At 66.3% G+C, this 17,832-nt stretch carries 18 protein-coding genes; 3 read left to right on the top strand and 15 right to left on the bottom strand.

Translation table 11 applies throughout. From position 1 onward, the window contains the following. Positions 1-36: 36 nt before the first annotated feature. From L8K25_RS08625 to L8K25_RS08600, 6 genes are all read right to left on the bottom strand, one after another. A complete protein-coding gene (locus tag L8K25_RS08625) occupies positions 37-927 on the bottom strand; it encodes a transglutaminase family protein (protein WP_242138463.1) in 891 nt (296 codons plus the stop codon). Between the two features lie 160 nt (positions 928-1,087). After that, entirely contained in the window at positions 1,088-3,568 is a 2,481-nt protein-coding gene (locus L8K25_RS08620) for a circularly permuted type 2 ATP-grasp protein (RefSeq protein ID WP_242138462.1), read from the bottom strand. Between the two features lie 548 nt (positions 3,569-4,116). Next, complete coding sequence (gene ligD, locus L8K25_RS08615; RefSeq protein ID WP_242138461.1) at positions 4,117-6,591, bottom strand: DNA ligase D; 2,475 nt, start codon at positions 6,589-6,591, stop codon at positions 4,117-4,119. Between the two features lie 156 nt (positions 6,592-6,747). After that, positions 6,748-7,611 (bottom strand): Ku protein, encoded by an 864-nt coding sequence (locus L8K25_RS08610; protein ID WP_242138460.1) that lies wholly within the window; start codon positions 7,609-7,611, stop codon positions 6,748-6,750. Positions 7,612-7,675: 64 nt separating this feature from the next. Then, a complete protein-coding gene (locus tag L8K25_RS08605; RefSeq protein WP_242138459.1) occupies positions 7,676-7,954 on the bottom strand; it encodes a type II toxin-antitoxin system RelE/ParE family toxin in 279 nt (92 codons plus the stop codon). Further along, the gene (locus L8K25_RS08600) at positions 7,951-8,229 is read right to left on the bottom strand and encodes a hypothetical protein (protein WP_242138458.1); all 279 of its coding nucleotides are present in this window, start codon (positions 8,227-8,229) and stop codon (positions 7,951-7,953) included. The genes L8K25_RS08605 and L8K25_RS08600 overlap by 4 nt, the downstream gene beginning before the upstream one ends. Positions 8,230-8,300: 71 nt before the next feature. On the opposite strand from L8K25_RS08600, the gene pdxH reads away from it, so the two are divergent. From pdxH to L8K25_RS08585, 3 genes are read left to right on the top strand one after another with little or no spacing between them, the layout of a single operon-like run. Further along, the gene (gene pdxH / locus L8K25_RS08595) at positions 8,301-8,882 is read left to right on the top strand and encodes a pyridoxamine 5'-phosphate oxidase (protein WP_242138457.1); all 582 of its coding nucleotides are present in this window, start codon (positions 8,301-8,303) and stop codon (positions 8,880-8,882) included. Continuing rightward, on the top strand, positions 8,879-9,823 hold the full coding sequence (locus L8K25_RS08590) for a cation diffusion facilitator family transporter (protein WP_242138456.1): 945 nt from the start codon (positions 8,879-8,881) through the stop codon (positions 9,821-9,823). The genes pdxH and L8K25_RS08590 overlap by 4 nt, the downstream gene beginning before the upstream one ends. Then, positions 9,820-10,650, top strand: coding sequence for a PhzF family phenazine biosynthesis protein (locus L8K25_RS08585; protein WP_242138455.1), 831 nt, complete (start codon positions 9,820-9,822; stop codon positions 10,648-10,650). Before L8K25_RS08590 ends, L8K25_RS08585 begins: the two co-directional genes overlap by 4 nt. 219 nt (positions 10,651-10,869) lie before the next feature. Here the strand turns inward: L8K25_RS08585 and galU are convergent, their stop codons facing one another. The 9 genes from galU to L8K25_RS08545 form a co-directional block, all read right to left on the bottom strand. Continuing rightward, positions 10,870-11,739: a UTP--glucose-1-phosphate uridylyltransferase GalU gene (galU, locus tag L8K25_RS08580; RefSeq protein ID WP_242138454.1), complete on the bottom strand. Its 870-nt coding sequence runs from the start codon at positions 11,737-11,739 to the stop codon at positions 10,870-10,872. A 103-nt stretch (positions 11,740-11,842) separates the two neighbouring features. Continuing rightward, positions 11,843-12,196, bottom strand: coding sequence for an iron-sulfur cluster assembly accessory protein (locus L8K25_RS08575; RefSeq protein ID WP_242138453.1), 354 nt, complete (start codon positions 12,194-12,196; stop codon positions 11,843-11,845). Further along, positions 12,196-12,654: an SUF system Fe-S cluster assembly protein gene (locus L8K25_RS08570; protein ID WP_010162122.1), complete on the bottom strand. Its 459-nt coding sequence runs from the start codon at positions 12,652-12,654 to the stop codon at positions 12,196-12,198. Before L8K25_RS08570 ends, L8K25_RS08575 begins: the two co-directional genes overlap by 1 nt. Before the next feature lie 9 nt (positions 12,655-12,663). Beyond that, entirely contained in the window at positions 12,664-13,884 is a 1,221-nt protein-coding gene (locus L8K25_RS08565) for a cysteine desulfurase (RefSeq protein ID WP_242138452.1), read from the bottom strand. Between the two features lie 124 nt (positions 13,885-14,008). Then, complete coding sequence (locus tag L8K25_RS08560) at positions 14,009-14,758, bottom strand: SufD family Fe-S cluster assembly protein (protein ID WP_242138451.1); 750 nt, start codon at positions 14,756-14,758, stop codon at positions 14,009-14,011. Between the two features lie 124 nt (positions 14,759-14,882). Beyond that, complete coding sequence (gene sufC, locus L8K25_RS08555; protein ID WP_242138450.1) at positions 14,883-15,626, bottom strand: Fe-S cluster assembly ATPase SufC; 744 nt, start codon at positions 15,624-15,626, stop codon at positions 14,883-14,885. 144 nt (positions 15,627-15,770) lie between these two features. Next, a complete protein-coding gene (sufB, locus tag L8K25_RS08550; RefSeq protein WP_131530406.1) occupies positions 15,771-17,255 on the bottom strand; it encodes a Fe-S cluster assembly protein SufB in 1,485 nt (494 codons plus the stop codon). Continuing rightward, a complete protein-coding gene (locus L8K25_RS22685; protein ID WP_277923528.1) occupies positions 17,255-17,386 on the bottom strand; it encodes a hypothetical protein in 132 nt (43 codons plus the stop codon). Before L8K25_RS22685 ends, sufB begins: the two co-directional genes overlap by 1 nt. Continuing rightward, positions 17,383-17,796 carry an SUF system Fe-S cluster assembly regulator gene (locus L8K25_RS08545; protein WP_010162117.1) on the bottom strand — a complete coding sequence of 138 codons (414 nt, stop codon included), beginning with the start codon at positions 17,794-17,796 and terminating at the stop codon, positions 17,383-17,385. Before L8K25_RS08545 ends, L8K25_RS22685 begins: the two co-directional genes overlap by 4 nt. Between the last annotated feature and the right edge of the window lie 36 nt (positions 17,797-17,832).

Genomic DNA, 17,832 nt, shown 5'->3' with positions numbered 1-17,832 from the left:
AGTCATTACGGCTAGCGCAAATACTGGGCGCAAATCTCAGGCGACCGGCTCTAGCACAGGCGCGACGTCAACGCTGACATCCATCTTCTGCGCGCTCGACCCGAGCACGACGCCGTCGATCGGCGCGATCTCGCCGTAATCGCGCCCGATCGCCATCACGATATGGTCGCCCGCCATCCAGATCCCGTTGGTCGGATCGACCCCGACCCAGCCGAGCTCCGGCCCGCACCACAAAAGCACCCAGGCATGCGTCGCATCCGCCCCGACGAGCCGCGCCTGTCCGGGCGGCGGGATCGTGCGGATATAGCCCGAAGCATAGGCCGCGGGCAGCCCGGCGGCGCGCAGGCCCGTGATCATGATCTGCGCGAAATCCTGGCAGACCCCGCCGCGCTTGAGGAACGCCTCGTGCGGGGGCGTGTCGACCAGCGTCGCATGGGGATCGAACGCGAAATCGTGCTGGATCCGCTGCGCCAGCGCGATCGCGGCGTCGAGCGCGGGGCGATCCGGATCGAGATCGAGCGCGCAATAGTCCGCAATGTCACGGTCGAGCGGGATCAGCGGCGAGGGGAAGAGATAGCTCGCCGGCCCCGCCGGGGACGGATCGCGGCTCGCGCGCGCGGCGATCGCGATATCATGGAGCCGCGGCGATCCGTCCGACGGCATCGGCACAGGCCGGTCGATATCGATCCGCGAGATGCTTTCGATCACGAGATGGCGGACGGGTTCGTCGACCACCAGCCGCACGACATTGGCCAGCCCCGCCTCCGCGCGCGCCGGGGACACGCGCCCGGCGGGGGAGATGCGCAGGTCATAGTCGAGCAGCCGTTGCCCCGACCAGTGGATCGGCTTCAGCCGCAGGTTGCAGCGCGCGAACTTGACGTTGCCGCCATAATCGAACCGCGTGACGTGGCGGATGTCGTAGATCATCGCATCGTCCCTCCCGGGATCGGCGATACCTTTGCCAATACCGAACTGTTCTCCTGCGAAAGCAGGAGTCCAGGAGTCCCGGACACGATCCGCGGTTGCTTTGCCCAACTCTGGGTTCCTGCCTTCGCAGGAACACAAGCGATGGATCGAAATTGTCGGCTCACGCGAGCACCATCCCCGCCGCGCGGAGCGGCTCCGCGCCCTGTAGAAAATAGCGCCGCGCGATCGCCTCGGACAATTGGAACAGCCGCCGTTCGACGTCGCCGAGGATATCCGCATCGAGCGCCGCGGCGGTCGCGGTCGAGACGATCGCGTGGAGCACGGTCCCCTGCGCCTGCTGCGGCTCCTCCATCCCGTCGTCCTCGAGCACGGGCAAATCCTTCAGATGCTCGCAGATCCGCACGATCTGATAGGCGAGCGAACGCGGGTTGTTGGGGTCGAGCGCAACGAGGTCGACGACGGGCACGCGCGCCATCCCGGTCAGATAGCGCTGGCGATAGCTGATCTGGCTGTCGGCGAGATCGAGCAGCGTCGACAGATCGTCCCCGCTCGCGCGCGCCAGCCCGAACGCGCGGATCGCGCGCGTCATCGTCGTCGCGCGCTCGAGCCGTCGCCCGAGATCATGGAATCGCCACGACGCGGTCCGCCCCATATGCTCCGCCGACAATCCCGACAAAGCCGCATAGCGCCGCTGGAGCGACCCCGCCCGGTCGAGCATCCCGCCCCGGCTCGGGAAGGGCGCATCGAGCAGGCGGATCACGTCTGCAGCAAGCCGGTCGCGCGAGCCCTGCCCGATACCGCGCGCGAGCCGGTTGATCGTCCGCACGCTGTGCCAGTCGCCATCCTCGAGCGCGGTGCGCGCAAACGCGGCGAGATCGGCGCGGCGCAGCGTCGCCGGATGCGGCGCGCCGCCGCCATTGACGACCAGCCCGACGAGCTTGCCGACCGTCTCCGCCGCAAGCGCCGCGCCCGCGTCGGCATCGATCGAATTGCCCAGCATCACGCGGATGACGCCGAGCAACGCCTCGCCGCGTTCGAGATAGCGCCCGAGCCAGAAGAAATTGTCCGCGACGCGGCTCGGCAGCGTGCCGGGATTGCGGCGGACGTGGATCGTGTCGGCGGGCTGGAGCAGCGACACCGGCGCGACCGATTCCCCACTGCCGTGGACGACGACATCGGCGGACCACGTCCCCTGCCCCATCACCGACGCGCGCGGGTCGGGATGCTCGCCGATCCGCGCGAACCCGCCGGGGAGCACGGTCCAGCGGCCATCGCCGCCGCGCGCGGCGAAGACGCGCAGCGTGAACGGGCGCGCCGCAAGCCCCGCATCGGTCACCACCGGCATGGTCGAAAGCCGGACGATCTCCTGCCCGACATAATCCTGCGGGCGGCGCTCGAGGTCGGCGAGCAACGCGGCGCGTGCCTCCCCGGTGATTTCGATCCCGGGCCGCGCGATGCCGTCGGGCAAGCCCAGCGGCGCCACCCCGAAGGCGGGGCCGATCAGCATCGTGTCGAGATCCTCGATCACGCTGGCGCGCGCGGCATCCTGCCCGCACCACCAGGTCGCGATATTGGGGAGGATCAGGTCCCGCCCGGTCTCGCGCGCCGCGATCCGCGGCAGGAACGCGCCGAACGCGGGCGATTCGAGCACACCTGCGCCCGGCGCATTGGCGATCACCAGATTCCCCGCCGCCACCGCGTCGATCAGCCCGGCGACCCCGATCCGCGAATGCGAATCGAACGCGAGCGGATCGAGCAGGCGCGGGTCGATCCGGTGCCACAAGGCATCGACGCGCTTGAGCCCGCCGATCGTGCGGACGTATAATTTGTCCTCGAGCGCGGCGAGATCGGGTCCTTCGACCAGCAGGAACCCTAGATAGCGCGCGAGATGCGCCTGTTCGGCATAGCTCGCGCTGTACCGCCCCGGCGTCAGCAACCCGATCCGCGGCTCGACCCGGCGACACGCCGCCGCGAGACCGTCACGGAAGGCGGCGAAGAACGGCGCGTGGCGTTCGACATTGAGCCGCGCCTGCAACCCCCCGAGCGTCCGCGCTATCGCGAGCCGGTTCTCGAGCGCATAGCCCGCCCCCGCCGGCGCGCGCAGGTGATCCGCGAGCACGCGCCACTCGCCGGTCGGCCCACGCCCGAGGTCGATCGCGACGAAATGCAGATGATGCCCGCCGGGCGGGACCAGCCCCGCCATCGGGCGCAGGAAATGCGGCGACCCGCCGACCAGCGCCGCGGGGAGCAGCCCGCGCGTGACCAGCGACGCGCTCCCGTACAGATCCGCGATGATCGTTTCGAGCAAATCAGCGCGCTGGACGATCCCCGCCTCGATATGCCGCCATTCGTCGCTGGCGATCAGCAGCGGGACGGGCGAGAGCGGCCACGGCCGTTCCTCGCTTTCGCCGATGATGCGGAAGCCGGTGCCGATATCCTCGGCGTGCCGCTGCACCCGGTCGCGCGCGATGGCGAGATCGTCGCCCGCGCCCGCCGCGAGTTCCTCGAACATCGCGGCCCAGGCGGGATCGGGCTGCGCGCCGAGCACGTCCCCCGCGCCGGCGCGCGCGCGATAGTCCGCGATCCAGCGCGCGGCGTGGGTTCCGGCGTCGAGCAGCGAGGGGGCGGGGGCGGTCGCCATCAGGTCGCTCGCCATTGGGCGATACCACGCCCGGACCCTTGCCGTGCTCCTGCGAAGGCAGGAGCCCAGGGGTACCGCGCGCCAACCGGCGTTGTCCGGCTTGGCTCTGGGTTCCTGCCTTCGCAGGAACACGGGGCAAGCGGTGATCCGGACGTTCGCGTGCGGTCCGCTGCTCGGGGCTCTGCGCCCGCGCGATAATCCGCGATCCGGCGCGCGGCGGGCGTTCCCGCGTCGGGCAGCGAGGGGGTGGGAGCGGCGGCCATCAGATTCCTCGGTCTTGGGCGAGACCACCGAACAACGACCGTCGTACTCCTGCGAAGGCAGGAGCCCAGGGGTATCGCGCGCCTGCCTTCGTTGTCCGGCTTGGCTCTGAGTTCCTGCCTTCGCAGGAACACGGGGCGGGCGGTGCGCACGCGACGAGGGTCGCTGTCCGGCGCAATACGCCGGCCGTCGCGCGGCTACGGCAAATGGATGGCGTGACGATCACTCGGGCCCCTTTGATCCCCGGCCGACTTGGCCACAATCCCTTCGCTAGCGCAACATCGCAATCAAAGATCGGGCAGAACCTGATCCGCCACGCCCCACCCGGCGAGGCCGGGCGACGCCGCCCGCGCGATCAGTTCGTCGGCGTCGTTGACGCTCCAGCGGTTCGCGGCGTCGAGCGCGCGGAGTTCGGTCCACGACACCGGTGCCGCGACCGGCGCCCCGGCACGCGCGCGCGCGACGTACGGCAGCACCGCGGTCGCGCCGCGCTGGTTGCGCAGCCAGTCGATGAAGATCCGGCCCTTGCGCTTCGCCTTGGACATGGTCGCGACGAACCGCTCGGGTTCCGCCTCCCCGAGCGCCCGCGCGAAGCGGTCCGCGAAGTCCTTGACCGCGGGCCATTCCGCCTGCGGCGTCAGCGGCACGACGACGTGGACGCCCTTGCCGCCGGACAGCAGCGCGAAGCTCACCAGCCCGAGTTCGGCAAGATGCTCCTTGAGATCCTCCGCCGCCTTCTTGACCACGTCGAACCCGAGGTCCTCGTCCGGGTCGAGATCGAACACCAGTCGGTCGGGTTGTTCGAGCGTGCCGACCGACGAGCCCCAGCCGTGGAACTCGATCGTCCCCATCTGGACGCAGGCGACCAGCCCGTCGACATCGTCGACGTAGAGATACTCCTCGGTCGACCCGTCCTTTTCGAGGATCGGGACCTTATGGACCTGATCCTCCTTGAAGCTGCCCGCGTCATGCTTCTGGAAGAAGCATTGTTTCGCGCGCCCCTGCGGACAGCGGACGAGGCTGATCGGCCGGTTGCCCGCGAAGGGGAGCATGATGCCCGCGACCTTCGCGTAATAATCCGCGAGCTGCCCCTTGGTGACGTTCGATTCGGGGAAGATCACGCGGTCGCGGTTGCTGACCTTTACGTTAGTCTCCGGGACTCCGCCCGCCGCGACCGGTGCTGCCGCCGGGGTTTCGGCGACGACGTCGGACGCCTTCTTGTCCTCGCGCAGGCCGAGGAAGCTCGAATGGCGCAGCACGCCATCGGGGGTCGTCTCGGCGAAGGCGACTTCGGCGACAAGCTTGGGGCTGACCCAATGCGCGCCCTTCACCGCCGCGCGGGGGGCCTCGACCGTCGGGGTCTTGCGCTCGATCTTCTCGAGCCGCTCGAGCAGGTCCAGCATCGTCGCGGTGTCGAACCCGGTCCCGACCTTGCCCGCATAGATCAGCCCTTCGGGTCCGTTGACCCCGAGCAACAGCGACGCGAACCCGCGCGCCTTGCTGCTCGCGGTCCAGCCGACGATGACGAATTCCTGCCGCCGGGTGCATTTGATCTTGAGCCACGCCTGCGTGCGCTTGCCGCGATACGGCGCGTCGGCGCGCTTGGAGACGACGCCTTCATAGCCCTCTCGGCACATCGTCTCGAACAGCGCCTCGCCCTGCCCGACGACATGCTCCGAATATTGGACCCGCGCGTCCTTGCCGTCGATCAGCGGCTGGAGCCGGTCCTTGCGCGCGCTGTTGGCGAGCGCGGTGAGGTCCTCGCCGTCTACGCTGAGCAGATCGAACGCGAAGAAGGTCATGTCGCCGCCCGCCGAGATCGCGTTCTTGAGCGTCGAGAAATCGGGCCGCCCGTCCTTGAACGCGACGATCTCGCCGTCGAACAGCGCGGTGTCGACCGGGAGTTTGGCGACCGCGTCCGCGATGGCCTGGAACTTGTCGGTCCAGTCGAGACCCGAGCGCGTGAAGACCTTCGCCTTGCCTTTGGCGACCGCGATTAGGGCGCGATAGCCGTCATATTTGACCTCGTGCAGCCACTGGTTCCCGGACGGCACCGAGTCGACCAGCGTGCAGAGCTGCGGCTCCTGGAACACTGGCTTCCCCGTTTTCCGGCGAAGGCCGGAATCCAGAGCAACGGGCGCAGCCTTCGTAACCCTGGGCCCCGGCTTTCGCCGGGGAACGGCAGGCTTCGCCCCCTCAGCGATCTCCACCATCGTCCGCCCGGTCGAAACACTCGTCAGCCCGGTCTCGACCAGCACATCGGTCCCGCCCGCTTCCGCGTCACCGACCTTGCGCAGCAACCAGTTCTCGCTCTTCTCCTTGCCGCGCGGTTTCAGCCGGATCAGCATCCACTCACCCTTCATCCGCTCGCCATCGAGGACGAAGTGGAGATGGCCGTGCTCGAGGTCCTTCGCGCTCTTGCCCGCGATCGGCGACCAGGTGCCGCTGTCCCACAGCATCACCGTGCCCCCGCCATATTCGCCCTTGGGGATCGTCCCCTCGAAGTCGGCATAGGACATCGGATGATCCTCGGTCCGCACCGCGAGCCGCTTCTGGTCGGGGTCGATGCTGGGGCCGCGCGTCACCGCCCAGCTCTTGAGCACGCCATCGACTTCGATCCGGAAGTCCCAGTGGAGCCGGCTGGCGTCGTGCTTCTGCACGATGAAGCGGTTGCCATGACCCGGCGCAAGCGTACCAGCCGGCTCCGCGGTCTTGGCGAAGTCGCGCTTGGAATTGTACTTTTCGAGCGGATCAAGGGTCATTTTTGCTCCCCTGAGTGGAAGAGCAGGACACCTGCCTTCTCCCCTCCCTGGAAGGGAGGGGTCGGGGGTGGGGCGCTCTGCAACGGGCGACCGGCTCCACCTCGGACCAACCCACCCCCTGCCCCCTCCCTTCCAGGGAGGGGAGGATGACACACGTTACGCACGCTTTTTAGCCGGTGCGCGCTTGGCGGGCGCCTTCTTCGCCGCAGGCTTGTCCTCGGCCTTGGCGGCACTTCCCCCCATCGACTTCTTCAGCGCCGCCATCAGATCGACCACGTTCGAGCTCTTGGCGGGCGCATCCCCGTCCTTGTCCTCGATGATCTTGCCACCCTTCGACTTGCGTTTGCGCTCGATCAGATCGCGCAACGCATCGACATAGCGGTCATGGAAATCCTGCGGGTGAAACGCCCCGCTCTTCTTCTCGATCAGCGCCTCGGCCAGATCCATCAGGTCGGCATCCGGCTCGTCATCGGGAATGTCGCGGAAATAGCCCTGCGCCTTGTTGACCTCATCGGCATAGCGCAACGTCTCGAGCACCATCCCGCGCCCGCACGGCTTCAAGCTGACGACATCCTCCCGCCCGCGCATCGCAAGCTGCCCAAGCCCGACCTTCTTGGTCCGCCGCAGCGCCTCGCGCAGCACGATGAACGCTTCCTCCGCGAGGTCGTCGGCGGGCACGACGAAATACGGCTTCTCGTAATAGAGCACGTCGATCTCGCTCGCGTCGACGAACTGCGTCAGCTCGAGCGTCTTCTTCGATTCGAGCTTTACCGCGTCGATCTCGTCCTGTTCGAGGAGGACGTAGGAGCCTTTTTCATACTCGAAGCCCTTCATGATCTCGTCGGTATCGACCGGACCGACCCCGGTAACGACCTTGTCGTAGTGAATCGGCTTGCCGCTCGGCTCGTGGATCTGCTTGAAGCTGACCTGCGCGCCAGACTTGGTCGCGCTGTAGATCTCGACCGGAATCGACACCAAGGCGAGCCTTATCTGTCCTTGCCAATAGGCGCGTGCGGCCATTGCGATCGGTCCCTTCGTTGCGAAACCGATTCAATCCGCGGCAAGCGCAGACGTTCCGTCCGCTTTAACGAAAGCGTCGACGATCTCGCGCGCCATGCCATATCGAAACGATGAAGACCTTGGCACGAACGCGATACAGGATGAGATATTGCTCGAAAGTCCGCTTCCGCAGGGTGCGGTTGCCGGGCAGGAGGGGATACATTCGCGGGTTAGCGCCAAGCTCTTCACAGGCACGACGCAATGCGGCCACAAAACTGATCGCGCGACCCGGATTGTCGCGTGCTATCCAGTCGCCGATCGCTTCCAGATCGGCATCGGCACGTTGCGAGAAGACGACGATCAACGCTTTTCGGCCATCGCCGTATATTTCGCGATCAACCGGTCAAACACCGCGTCGGCAGGAATCACCCGTCCCGCTTCGATATCGGCAAGCCCTTCTTCCACGGCGGCACGGTGTTCCGGGGACAAGGTGTCGAGATCGACCTCTTCGTCCTCCCACGCCTCCAGCTGCCAGATCGCCGCCTCGACCGCCTCCTCAAGCGACTCATAGCGCCCGCTCGATACCAATGCCTCGGCGTGTGCCTTGGCCGCCGCGCTGATCACCACCGATATCGTCATGGGCCAACCTCCGCACCGATCATACGCGCGAAGCGGTGGCGATTGAAGCGACTTTGTCCTAAAGCGCACCCATGTCCACCGACCCCTTCCCCCTGTTCGACGCCTGGTACGCCGAAGCGCGCGCGAGCGAGATCAACGACTCCAACGCCATGGCGCTGTCCACCGCCGATGCGGCGGGGCGGCCGTCGTCGCGGATGGTGCTGCTCAAGGGGCACGGCCGCGACGGCTTCGTCTTCTACACCAACCGCGAGAGCCGCAAGGCACGCGCGATCGCGGAGAACCCGTATGTCGCGCTGCTGTTTCACTGGAAGTCGCTCCGCCGCCAAGTCCGCATCGAAGGTGCTTTGAGCGAAGTCAGCGACGCCGAGTCGGACGCCTATTTCGCGACCCGCGGGCGTGATTCGCAGCTCGGTGCCTGGGCGAGCGAGCAATCGCGCCCGCTCGACACGCGCGACACGTTCGAGGCCGCCTTCACCGCGATGACCGAGCGGTTCGCGGGCGGCGACGTCCCGCGTCCGCCGCATTGGGGCGGCTACCGGGTCGTGCCCGACAGACTCGAATTCTGGCAGGACCGCGCGCACCGGTTGCATGAACGCCGCCTCTTCCTGCCGGACGGGAACGGACAGTGGACCGAGGGGTTGCTCTACCCATGACCGAGGAACAACGCCTCGCGATCCCGCACACCGTCCGTGCCGCCATCGCGAGCGTCGCGATGGCCTGCGGCCTGATTGCGCTTAAATCCTATGCCGCCTGGACCACCGGCTCGATCGCGATGCTCGGCAGCCTTGCGGACTCAGGGCTCGACCTGCTCGCCAGCCTCGTCACTTTGTACGGCGTGCGGCTGGCGGCGCAGCCTGCCGACCACGACCACCGCTTCGGCCACGGCAAGGCGGAGGCGCTCGCCGCCTTGTTCCAGGTGATGCTGATCACCGCGTCCGCCGCCGGGATCGGCTGGCGCGCGGTGATGGCGCTTGGCAGCAACGAACCGACCAAGGGCGCGGAATTCGGCATCGGCGTATCGATCGTCGCGATCCTCGCGACGATGGTGCTGCTTGCCTATCAGCGCGCCGTGATCCGCCAGACCGGGTCGGTCGCGATCGTCGCGGACAACGTCCATTACCAGTCGGACGTGCTGCTGAACGGCTCGGTCATCATCGCATTGGTGCTCGACCAGTATCTCGGCTGGCGCAGTGCGGACCCGATCTTCGGCATCGTGATCGCACTATGGCTGGCGTATGGCGCGTTCCGTGCCTCGTCCAACGCGATCGACCAGCTGATGGACAAGGAATGGCCTGAGGACATGCGCCGCGACTTCATCGAGGTCGCCGCGCGGCAACCGGGCATCAAGGGCATCCACGATTTCCGCACGCGGCATTCAGGCGCGCATGATTTCGCGCAATTCCACATGGAAGTAGCGCGCGACATCACCGTCGCGCAAGCGCACGAAGTCGTCGAGAACGTCGAGGTCGCGCTGCGCCGCGCCTTCCCCAAGGTCGAGGTGCTGATCCATCTCGACCCCGAAGGCCATGTCGACACCGACAATCCTCTGGTCGAAGCGGACGTGACGCCGCACTGGTTCGGAAAACGCATATGAAGCTCCCCATCACGCAGATCGACGCGTTTGCAAGCCGGCCGTTCGAGGGCAACCCTGCGGCGGTGATGCCGCTGACCGAATGGCTCGACGACGCGACGCTCCAGGCGATCGCCGCCGAGAATAACCTCAGCGAAACCGCGTTCATCGTCCCCGACACGACCGACGCGAGCGATTACGAGCTGCGCTGGTTCACGCCCACGTCCGAAGTCGTGCTGTGCGGCCATGCGACGCTCGCAAGCGGGCATTACGTGCTGTCGGGCGACCCGGCGCGCGCTGCCGTGCGGTTCCGCACGCGCAAGGCGGGAACCCTGTCGGTGACGCGCGCGGGCGAGGGCTATGAACTCGCGCTTCCGGCGTGGAAGCCCGAACCCAAGCCGCTCGCGCATATCGTCGCGGCGCTGGGGCTCGAATCCGCGGTCGAGACTTTGTGGCATCCGCATCGCTACGCACTGATCGTGCTGGAACATGCCGACCAGATCCATGCGCTCGACCCTGATTTCCGCGCCTTGGGTCGCCCGTCCGCGGCGGACCCCGAAGTTGCGGGGAGCGCCGAACCCGATGTGCTGACGATCGTCACTGCGCCGGGCGACGGCACCGACGTCGTCAGCCGCGTCTTCGCGCCGGGTGCGGGGATCGACGAGGACCCGGTCACTGGCTCGGCACATGCGGTGATGACGCCCTATTGGACGCAGCGGCTCGGCCGCGACCGCTTCACCGCGTTTCAGGCAAGCGCGCGCGGGGGGCATCTGACGTGCCGGCTGGATGGCGATCGCGTGGTGCTCGGCGGGGGCTGCGTGACGGTGCTCGAGGGGACGTTCTACCTCTGACGCCTGCGCGTGGGTCGGGACTACGGTTCGGGGCACGCCGCCGCAAAAATCACAGGGCGGCGGCAGGGTGCGCCGGGACAACGCCTGGAAAACCGCCGTCACCCCGGCGAAGGCCGGGGCCGCCATGTCAGGGGGTAAAACCGGCGTTACCGCACCCAGCTGTCCCGCCGCGCCCAGCTAACAAAACGGCCCCGGCCTGCGCCGGGGTGACGGTACGGGTTACTTCAGCAAATCCACCGCAAACACGCGCACCGTCTCGGCAATCTCCGGCCGCGTCAGCGCAACCGCGAGGTTGGCGGTCATATACCCCGCCTTGTCGCCGCAATCGTAGCGCTTGCCCTGGAAGGTTAGGCCGTGGAACGGCTGGTCGCCGATCATCCGCGCCATCGCGTCGGTCAGCTGGATCTCGCCGCCGGCACCCTTGCCCTGCGTCTCGAGGATGCGCATCACCTCGGGCTGAAGGATGTAGCGCCCGATCACCGCGAGGTTCGACGGCGACGTGCCGGCCGCCGGCTTTTCGACCAGCCCCTTGACCTCGGTCAGCGTGCCGTCGCGCGTGCCCGGCGTGATCACGCCGTACATGTGCGTCTGGTTGTCGGGGACTTCCTGCGCGCAGATGATGTTGCCGCCGGTCTGCATATAGGCGTCGACCATCTGCTTGAGGCAGCCCGGCTCACCGACCATGAAATCGTCCGCGAGCAGCACCGCGAACGGCTCGTCGCCGACGATATCGCGCGCGCACCACACCGCGTGACCGAGGCCCGACGGCTCCTGCTGGCGCACATAGGCGACCGCGCCCGGGGTCAGCCGGGTCTGTTCGAGCAACTGCAACGACTTGCCGCGTGCGGACATCGTCGCCTCGAGCTCATAGGCGATGTCGAAATGATCCTCGATCGCGGACTTGCCGCGACCGGTGACGAAGATCATCTGCTCGATCCCCGCCTCGATCGCCTCGTCGACCGCATATTGGATCAGCGGGCGATCGACCACCGGCAGCATTTCCTTGGGGATGGCCTTGGTAGCCGGAAGGAAGCGCGTTCCCAGTCCACCGACCGGAAAAACAGCTTTGCGCAGGGGTTTGATAGCCATGGCAATATTCCTTCTAGCTCGTTCCGATTCGCGAGCTCGCGTTACCGCGCTGCAGCAGAGAATTAAAGGGCGTTACCTGTAACAAACGCGCCAGACGAGCCGCCTATACGGTGAAACTCTCGCCGCAACCACAGGCGCCTTTGGCGTTCGGATTGTTGAACACGAACCCGGCGGCAAAATCGTCCTCAACCCAGTTCATGGTCGACCCAATAAGATACAAAATCGAAGCCCCGTCGACGAACAGAATACCGCCCGACGTCTCGATGCGTTCATCGAACGGCTTCGCCTCGGATACATAGTCGACCGAATAGGCGAGGCCCGAACAACCACGCTTTGGCGTCGAAAGCTTGACGCCAATTGCCCCGGCGGGCGCCCTCCCCATCAGCGCGGCGATCCGTGCCTCGGCCGAAGGGGTGAGGATCAGCGCGGCGGGCCGCGGACGGGCGATCGTCGCCATTACAGCATCCCCAGTTCGAGTTTCGCGTCGTCCGACATCTTGGCGGGATCCCATGGCGGATCCCACACGAGGTTGACCTCGGCCGAACCGACCCCGGGGACCGACCCGACCCGAAGCTCGACCTCGCCCGGCATCGATTCCGCGACCGGGCAATGCGGCGTGGTCAGCGTCATCATCACGACGGCGTGTCCCGCCTCGGTCACTTCGACGCCGTAGATCAGGCCCAGGTCGTAAATGTTGACCGGAATTTCTGGGTCGTAAATGTCTTTGAGCGCCTCGATCACGCCCTCATAGACCGCGCCACCGGGCGCACCCGCTGCATCGGCCTGCGGCTTTTGCGTAAGGAAGCCCTCGAGATAGTCGCGCTTGCGCTCGAACGTCTCGGTTGCGGCTTCGACGCGGGCACGCGGGGGCTGCTCGACGCCCGTCACCTCTTCGATCTCGATCCGGTCACTCATGTGAAAGTCCTACCCAAAAATTCGCGTCACGCGCTCGATCCCGCGGACCAGCGCCTCGACGTCTGCGGCGGTGTTGTAGACACCGAAGCTCGCGCGCGCCGTCGCATCGACGCCTAGCGATGCCATCAGCGGCTGCGCGCAGTGATGGCCGGCACGGACCGCCACCTTCGCTTCGTCCAAGATGGTGCCGATGTCGTGCGGATGCACCCCCTGAATGCTGAAACTGACGATTCCGGCGGAATCCTCGGGGCCGAACAGCGTCAGCGAGTTGATCTGCGACAACGCCTCGCGCGTCATCGTGACCAGCGCGGTTTCGTGCGCGTGAATCCGGTCGAGCCCGATCGATTCGACATAGTCGATCGCGGCGTGCAGCCCGAGCGCGCCGACGATATGCGGCGTGCCCGCCTCGAACCGCCCGGGGGGCGGCGCATAAGTGGTGCGCTCGAAACTGACCGTATCGATCATCGCCCCGCCACCCTGATACGGCGGCATCGCCTCGAGCAGTTCGGGCTTGGCCCAGAGCACGCCGATCCCGGTCGGGCCGTAGAGCTTGTGGCCCGAAAAGACGTAGAAGTCGCAATCGAGCGCGGCGACGTCGACGCGCATCCGCGGCACCGACTGGCATCCGTCGAGCAGGATCTTCGCGCCGACCGAATGCGCGATCTCCGCCGCGCGCTTGCTGTCGAGCACCGAGCCGAGCACGTTCGAGACGTGCGCGAGCGCGACGAGCTTGTGCTGCGGCGTGATCATTGCCGCCATCGCGTCGAGATCGATCCGGTGATCGGCGGTCAGCGGAAGCACGTCGATATGCGCACCGACCCGCTCGGCGACCATCTGCCACGGCACGATGTTGCTGTGATGCTCGAGCTGCGACAACAGGATGCGGTCGCCGGCCTTGAGCTGCGTCCCCGCCCAGCTATGCGCGACGAGGTTGATCCCCTCGGTCGCGCCACGGACGTAGACGATCTCGTCCGCGCTGCCCGCGCCGAGGAAACTTGCAACCTTGCGGCGCGCGGCCTCGTAGGCGAGCGTCATGTCGGCAGAACGCTGGTACACGCCGCGGTGGACGGTTGCGTAGGACGAGTCATAGCCGCGGGTGATCGCGTCGATCACGACCTGCGGTTTTTGCGCGGTCGCTGCGGTGTCGAGATACGCCCAGCCAGTTGGGATGGCAGGGAAATCCGCGACATGGTCCAGCGCGGCGGTTGTCGATGCGGTCATCACGTTCATCTCCTCCCCTCCCTGGAAGGGAGGGGGCGGGGGTGGGTCGGCATGAGGGATAAACGCGGCCCGTCCAACGGGCCAACCCACCCCCGGCCCCTCCCTTGCAGGGAGGGGAGCAGGTTGCACGCGCTCACAACATCCGCTCCAGCGCAGCCTGCGCTGCCGCCTCGACCTGCGCACGCTCGGCCGGATCATCGATCCCGTCGAACACCGATCCGATGAACGCGCCGAGCAGCATCACCTTGCCCTGCCCCGGCGCAATCCCACGTGACGCGAGATAGAACAGCGCATTGGCATCCAGCTCGCCCACGGTCGCGCCATGCGCGCACTTCACGTCGTCGGCATAGATTTCGAGCTCGGGCTTCGCATTCGCGGTCGCGGTGCGGCTGAGCAGCATCGCCTTGACGCTCTGCGACGCATCGGTCTTCTGCGCATGCCGCGCGACCGCGACCTTGCCGAGATACGACCCCGTCGCGCGGCCGCCGAGCACCGTACGCACCACCTGGTTCGAGGTGGCGTTAGGCTCGATATGGTTGAGCGTGGTGACGATCTCGAGCGTCTGCGCGCCCGTCCCCAGCATCGCGCCGCCAAGCTCGAAGTGCGAGCCCGAGTGACACGTCACATCGATCGCAACCCGCCCGAAGCTCCCGCCGGTGTTGAGCACATGAAACGTCGCGGTAGCGCCCTCGCGCAGAATCACGCGGTAGTCGCGGATCGCGACGGTGTCGGTCGCGGCGTCCTGAACGATGACACGCGCGATCGATGTGCCGGCGGGCACGTCGATGACCTCGGTCTCGACGGGCCACACCGAAGCGACGGCCTCGAGGTTGCTATAATGCCACGTCTCATCGCGACGGGTCGGGACGGCCAAAGCAGTCATCTCCCCTCCCCTTCAGGGGAGGGGCTGGGGGTGGGGAAGTGTCTCGCAGACAGCGCAGTTCTGCTGAACTGCCCCACCCCAACCCCTCCCCCGAGGGGGAGGGGCTTGATGATGCGCAAGCGGCTCACGCAACCACCCCCGCATACCCTTCGCGCTCCAGCTCCGCCGCGAGTTCCGGTCCGCCCGAGCGGATGATCCGCCCGGCTGACAGGACATGCACGAAATCGGGCGCAACATAGCTCAAAAGCCGCTCGTAATGCGTGATGAGGATCACCGCTTTGTCCGGCTTGCGCATGATCCGGTTGATGCCGTCGCCGACAATCCGCAGCGCATCGATGTCGAGCCCGCTGTCGGTCTCGTCGAGGATCGCGAGCTTGGGATCGACGATCCCCATCTGCACCATCTCGTTGCGCTTCTTCTCGCCTCCGGAAAAACCGACGTTGACCGGGCGCTTGAGCATCTCGGCATCCATCGACAGCGCGGCCGCCTGTTCGCGCGCGAGTTTCAGGAACTCGGCACCCGACAGCGGCTTCTCGTCGCGCACCCGGCGCTGCGCGTTGAGCGCCTCGCGCAGAAACTGGACGTTGGAAACGCCGGGGATCTCGACCGGATACTGGAACCCGAGGAACAGGCCGGCAGCGGCGCGCTGATGCGGTTCCATCTCGAGCAGGTCCTGCCCGTCGAACTCGACCGCGCCGGACGTCACTTCGTAACCCGGCCGCCCGCCGAGGACGTAGCCGAGCGTCGACTTGCCAGCGCCGTTCGGGCCCATGATCGCATGGACTTCGCCCGCGTTCACTTCGAGGCTGAGCCCCTTGAGGATTTCCTTGCCGTCGATTTCGGCGTGGAGGTCGGTGATTTTAAGCATCTGTCTTCCGCAAATTCGTTTGAACTATAGTCCGTCCGTCACCCTGAACGTGTTTCAGGGTCCACCGCGCCACACGTCCGGTCCGTGCCAGTTGCACGGTGGATGCTGAAACGCGTTCAGCATGACGGCAGTATGAGGCGGCACTTACCCCACAGAACCCTCAAGGCTGATCCCCAGCAATTTCTGCGCTTCCACCGCGAATTCCATCGGCAGCTGCTGCAGCACTTCCTTGGCGAACCCGTTGACGATCAACGCCACCGCGCTCTCCGAATCTAGACCGCGCTGCATCGCGTAGAACATCTGGTCGTCGGAGATCTTCGAGGTGGTCGCCTCATGCTCGATCTGTGCCGACGGGTTGCGCACCTCGATATACGGCACGGTATGCGCGCCGCACTGGTCGCCGAGCAGCAGCGAGTCACACTGGGTGAAGTTTCGCACGCCCTCCGCGCCCGGCGCGACCCGCACCAACCCGCGATAGGTGTTGTCCGAACGCCCCGCAGAAATCCCCTTCGACACGATCGTCGAGCGCGATCCCTTGCCGTTGTGGATCATCTTGGTGCCGGTATCCGCCTGCTGGCGGTTGTTGGTAACCGCGACCGAATAGAATTCGCCGACCGAATTCTCGCCGTTGAGCACGCACGACGGATATTTCCACGTGATCGCGCTGCCGGTCTCGACCTGCGTCCACGACACCTTGGAATTCTTGCCCTGGCACAGTGCGCGCTTGGTGACGAAATTATAGATTCCGCCCTTGCCGTTCTCGTCGCCCGGATACCAGTTCTGGACGGTCGAATATTTGATCTCGGCATCGTCCAAAGCGACCAGCTCGACCACCGCAGCGTGGAGCTGGTTCTCGTCGCGCATCGGGGCGGTGCAGCCCTCGAGATAGGAGACGTACGAACCCTTGTCCGCGACGATCAGCGTGCGCTCGAACTGGCCGGTATTCTCGGCGTTGATGCGGAAATAGGTCGACAATTCCATCGGGCAGCGGACGCCCTCGGGGATGTAGACAAAGGTCCCGTCACTGAACACCGCGGCGTTGAGCGTCGCGAAGTAATTGTCGGTCATCGGCACGACGCGGCCGAGCCACTTGCGGACGAGCTCGGGATATTCCTTGATCGCCTCGGAAATGCTGCGGAAGATGACGCCCGCGGCCTCGAGCTCTTTGCGGAACGTGGTCGCGACCGAGACCGAGTCGAACACGGCATCCACTGCGACCCGACGCTTGGGCTGGCCGTCCTCGCCAAGCTCCTCGACGCCCGCGAGCATCTTCTGCTCGGCGATCGGGATGCCGAGCTTCTCGTAGACGCGCAGGATCTCGGGATCGACCTCGTCGAGCGAGCCGAGCTTTGGTTTCGGCTTGGGCTCGGCGTAGTAGAACGCGTCCTGGTAATCGATCGGCTCGAGATTGAGCTTCGCCCAATCGGGCGATTCGAGCGTCTGCCACAGGCGGAACGCCTTGAGCCGCCAGTCGAGCATCCACTGCGGCTCGCCTTTCTTGGCGGAGATGAACCGGACGGTGTCTTCGCTCAGCCCCTTGGGCGCGAAGTCCTGTTCGATGTCGGAGTGGAAGCCCCACTCATAGGTCTTGTTGACGGCCTCATAGGCCTGCGCATTCTTGGTAGCCATCATGCAATCCCTGCCGCGCGGCGGCGTTCAGCTAATCTAAAATTCTTCGTGTCTTTGTGGCTTTGTGCGAGAAAGTCTGCCTCGCACAAAGGCACTAAGCCACGAAGGAAGAAGGGGGTGGTGTTGATCATGCCGGTGCCCTCGACAGGCTGGCCAACGAAACACCATCGAGCGCGCCACGGACGGCGCCGTTGACGACGTTCCAGTGCGGCTTGACCCGGCAATCGCCTTCCAGTGCGCAATCGTGCCGGCCCTCGTCGACACAGGTCGTCATCGCGATCGGCCCCTCGACCGCCTCGATGATCTCGGCGAGCGAGATCGCCGCGGCGGGGCGCGCGAGGCGGAAGCCGCCGCCCGTGCCGCGCGTGCTCTCGATCAGCCCGCCGGAGGACAAGCGGCTGACGAGCTTCTGCACCGTCGGCAGCGGAAGCCCGGTCTCCTCCGCGAGCAGCGTCGCGTTGAGCCGGCACGACGAGCCGCAATGTCGCGCGGCGGCGGACATCATCACGACGGCATAGTCGGCAAGGCTGGAAAGACGCATGAGCTCCAATCGGACAATATTGGTAGGATTGCAAAT

It is taken from the genome of Sphingomonas sp. TREG-RG-20F-R18-01, assembly GCF_022662475.1.
GTDB lineage: Bacteria > Pseudomonadota > Alphaproteobacteria > Sphingomonadales > Sphingomonadaceae > Sphingomonas.
This window is presented reverse-complemented; position numbering and strand designations above follow the sequence as displayed.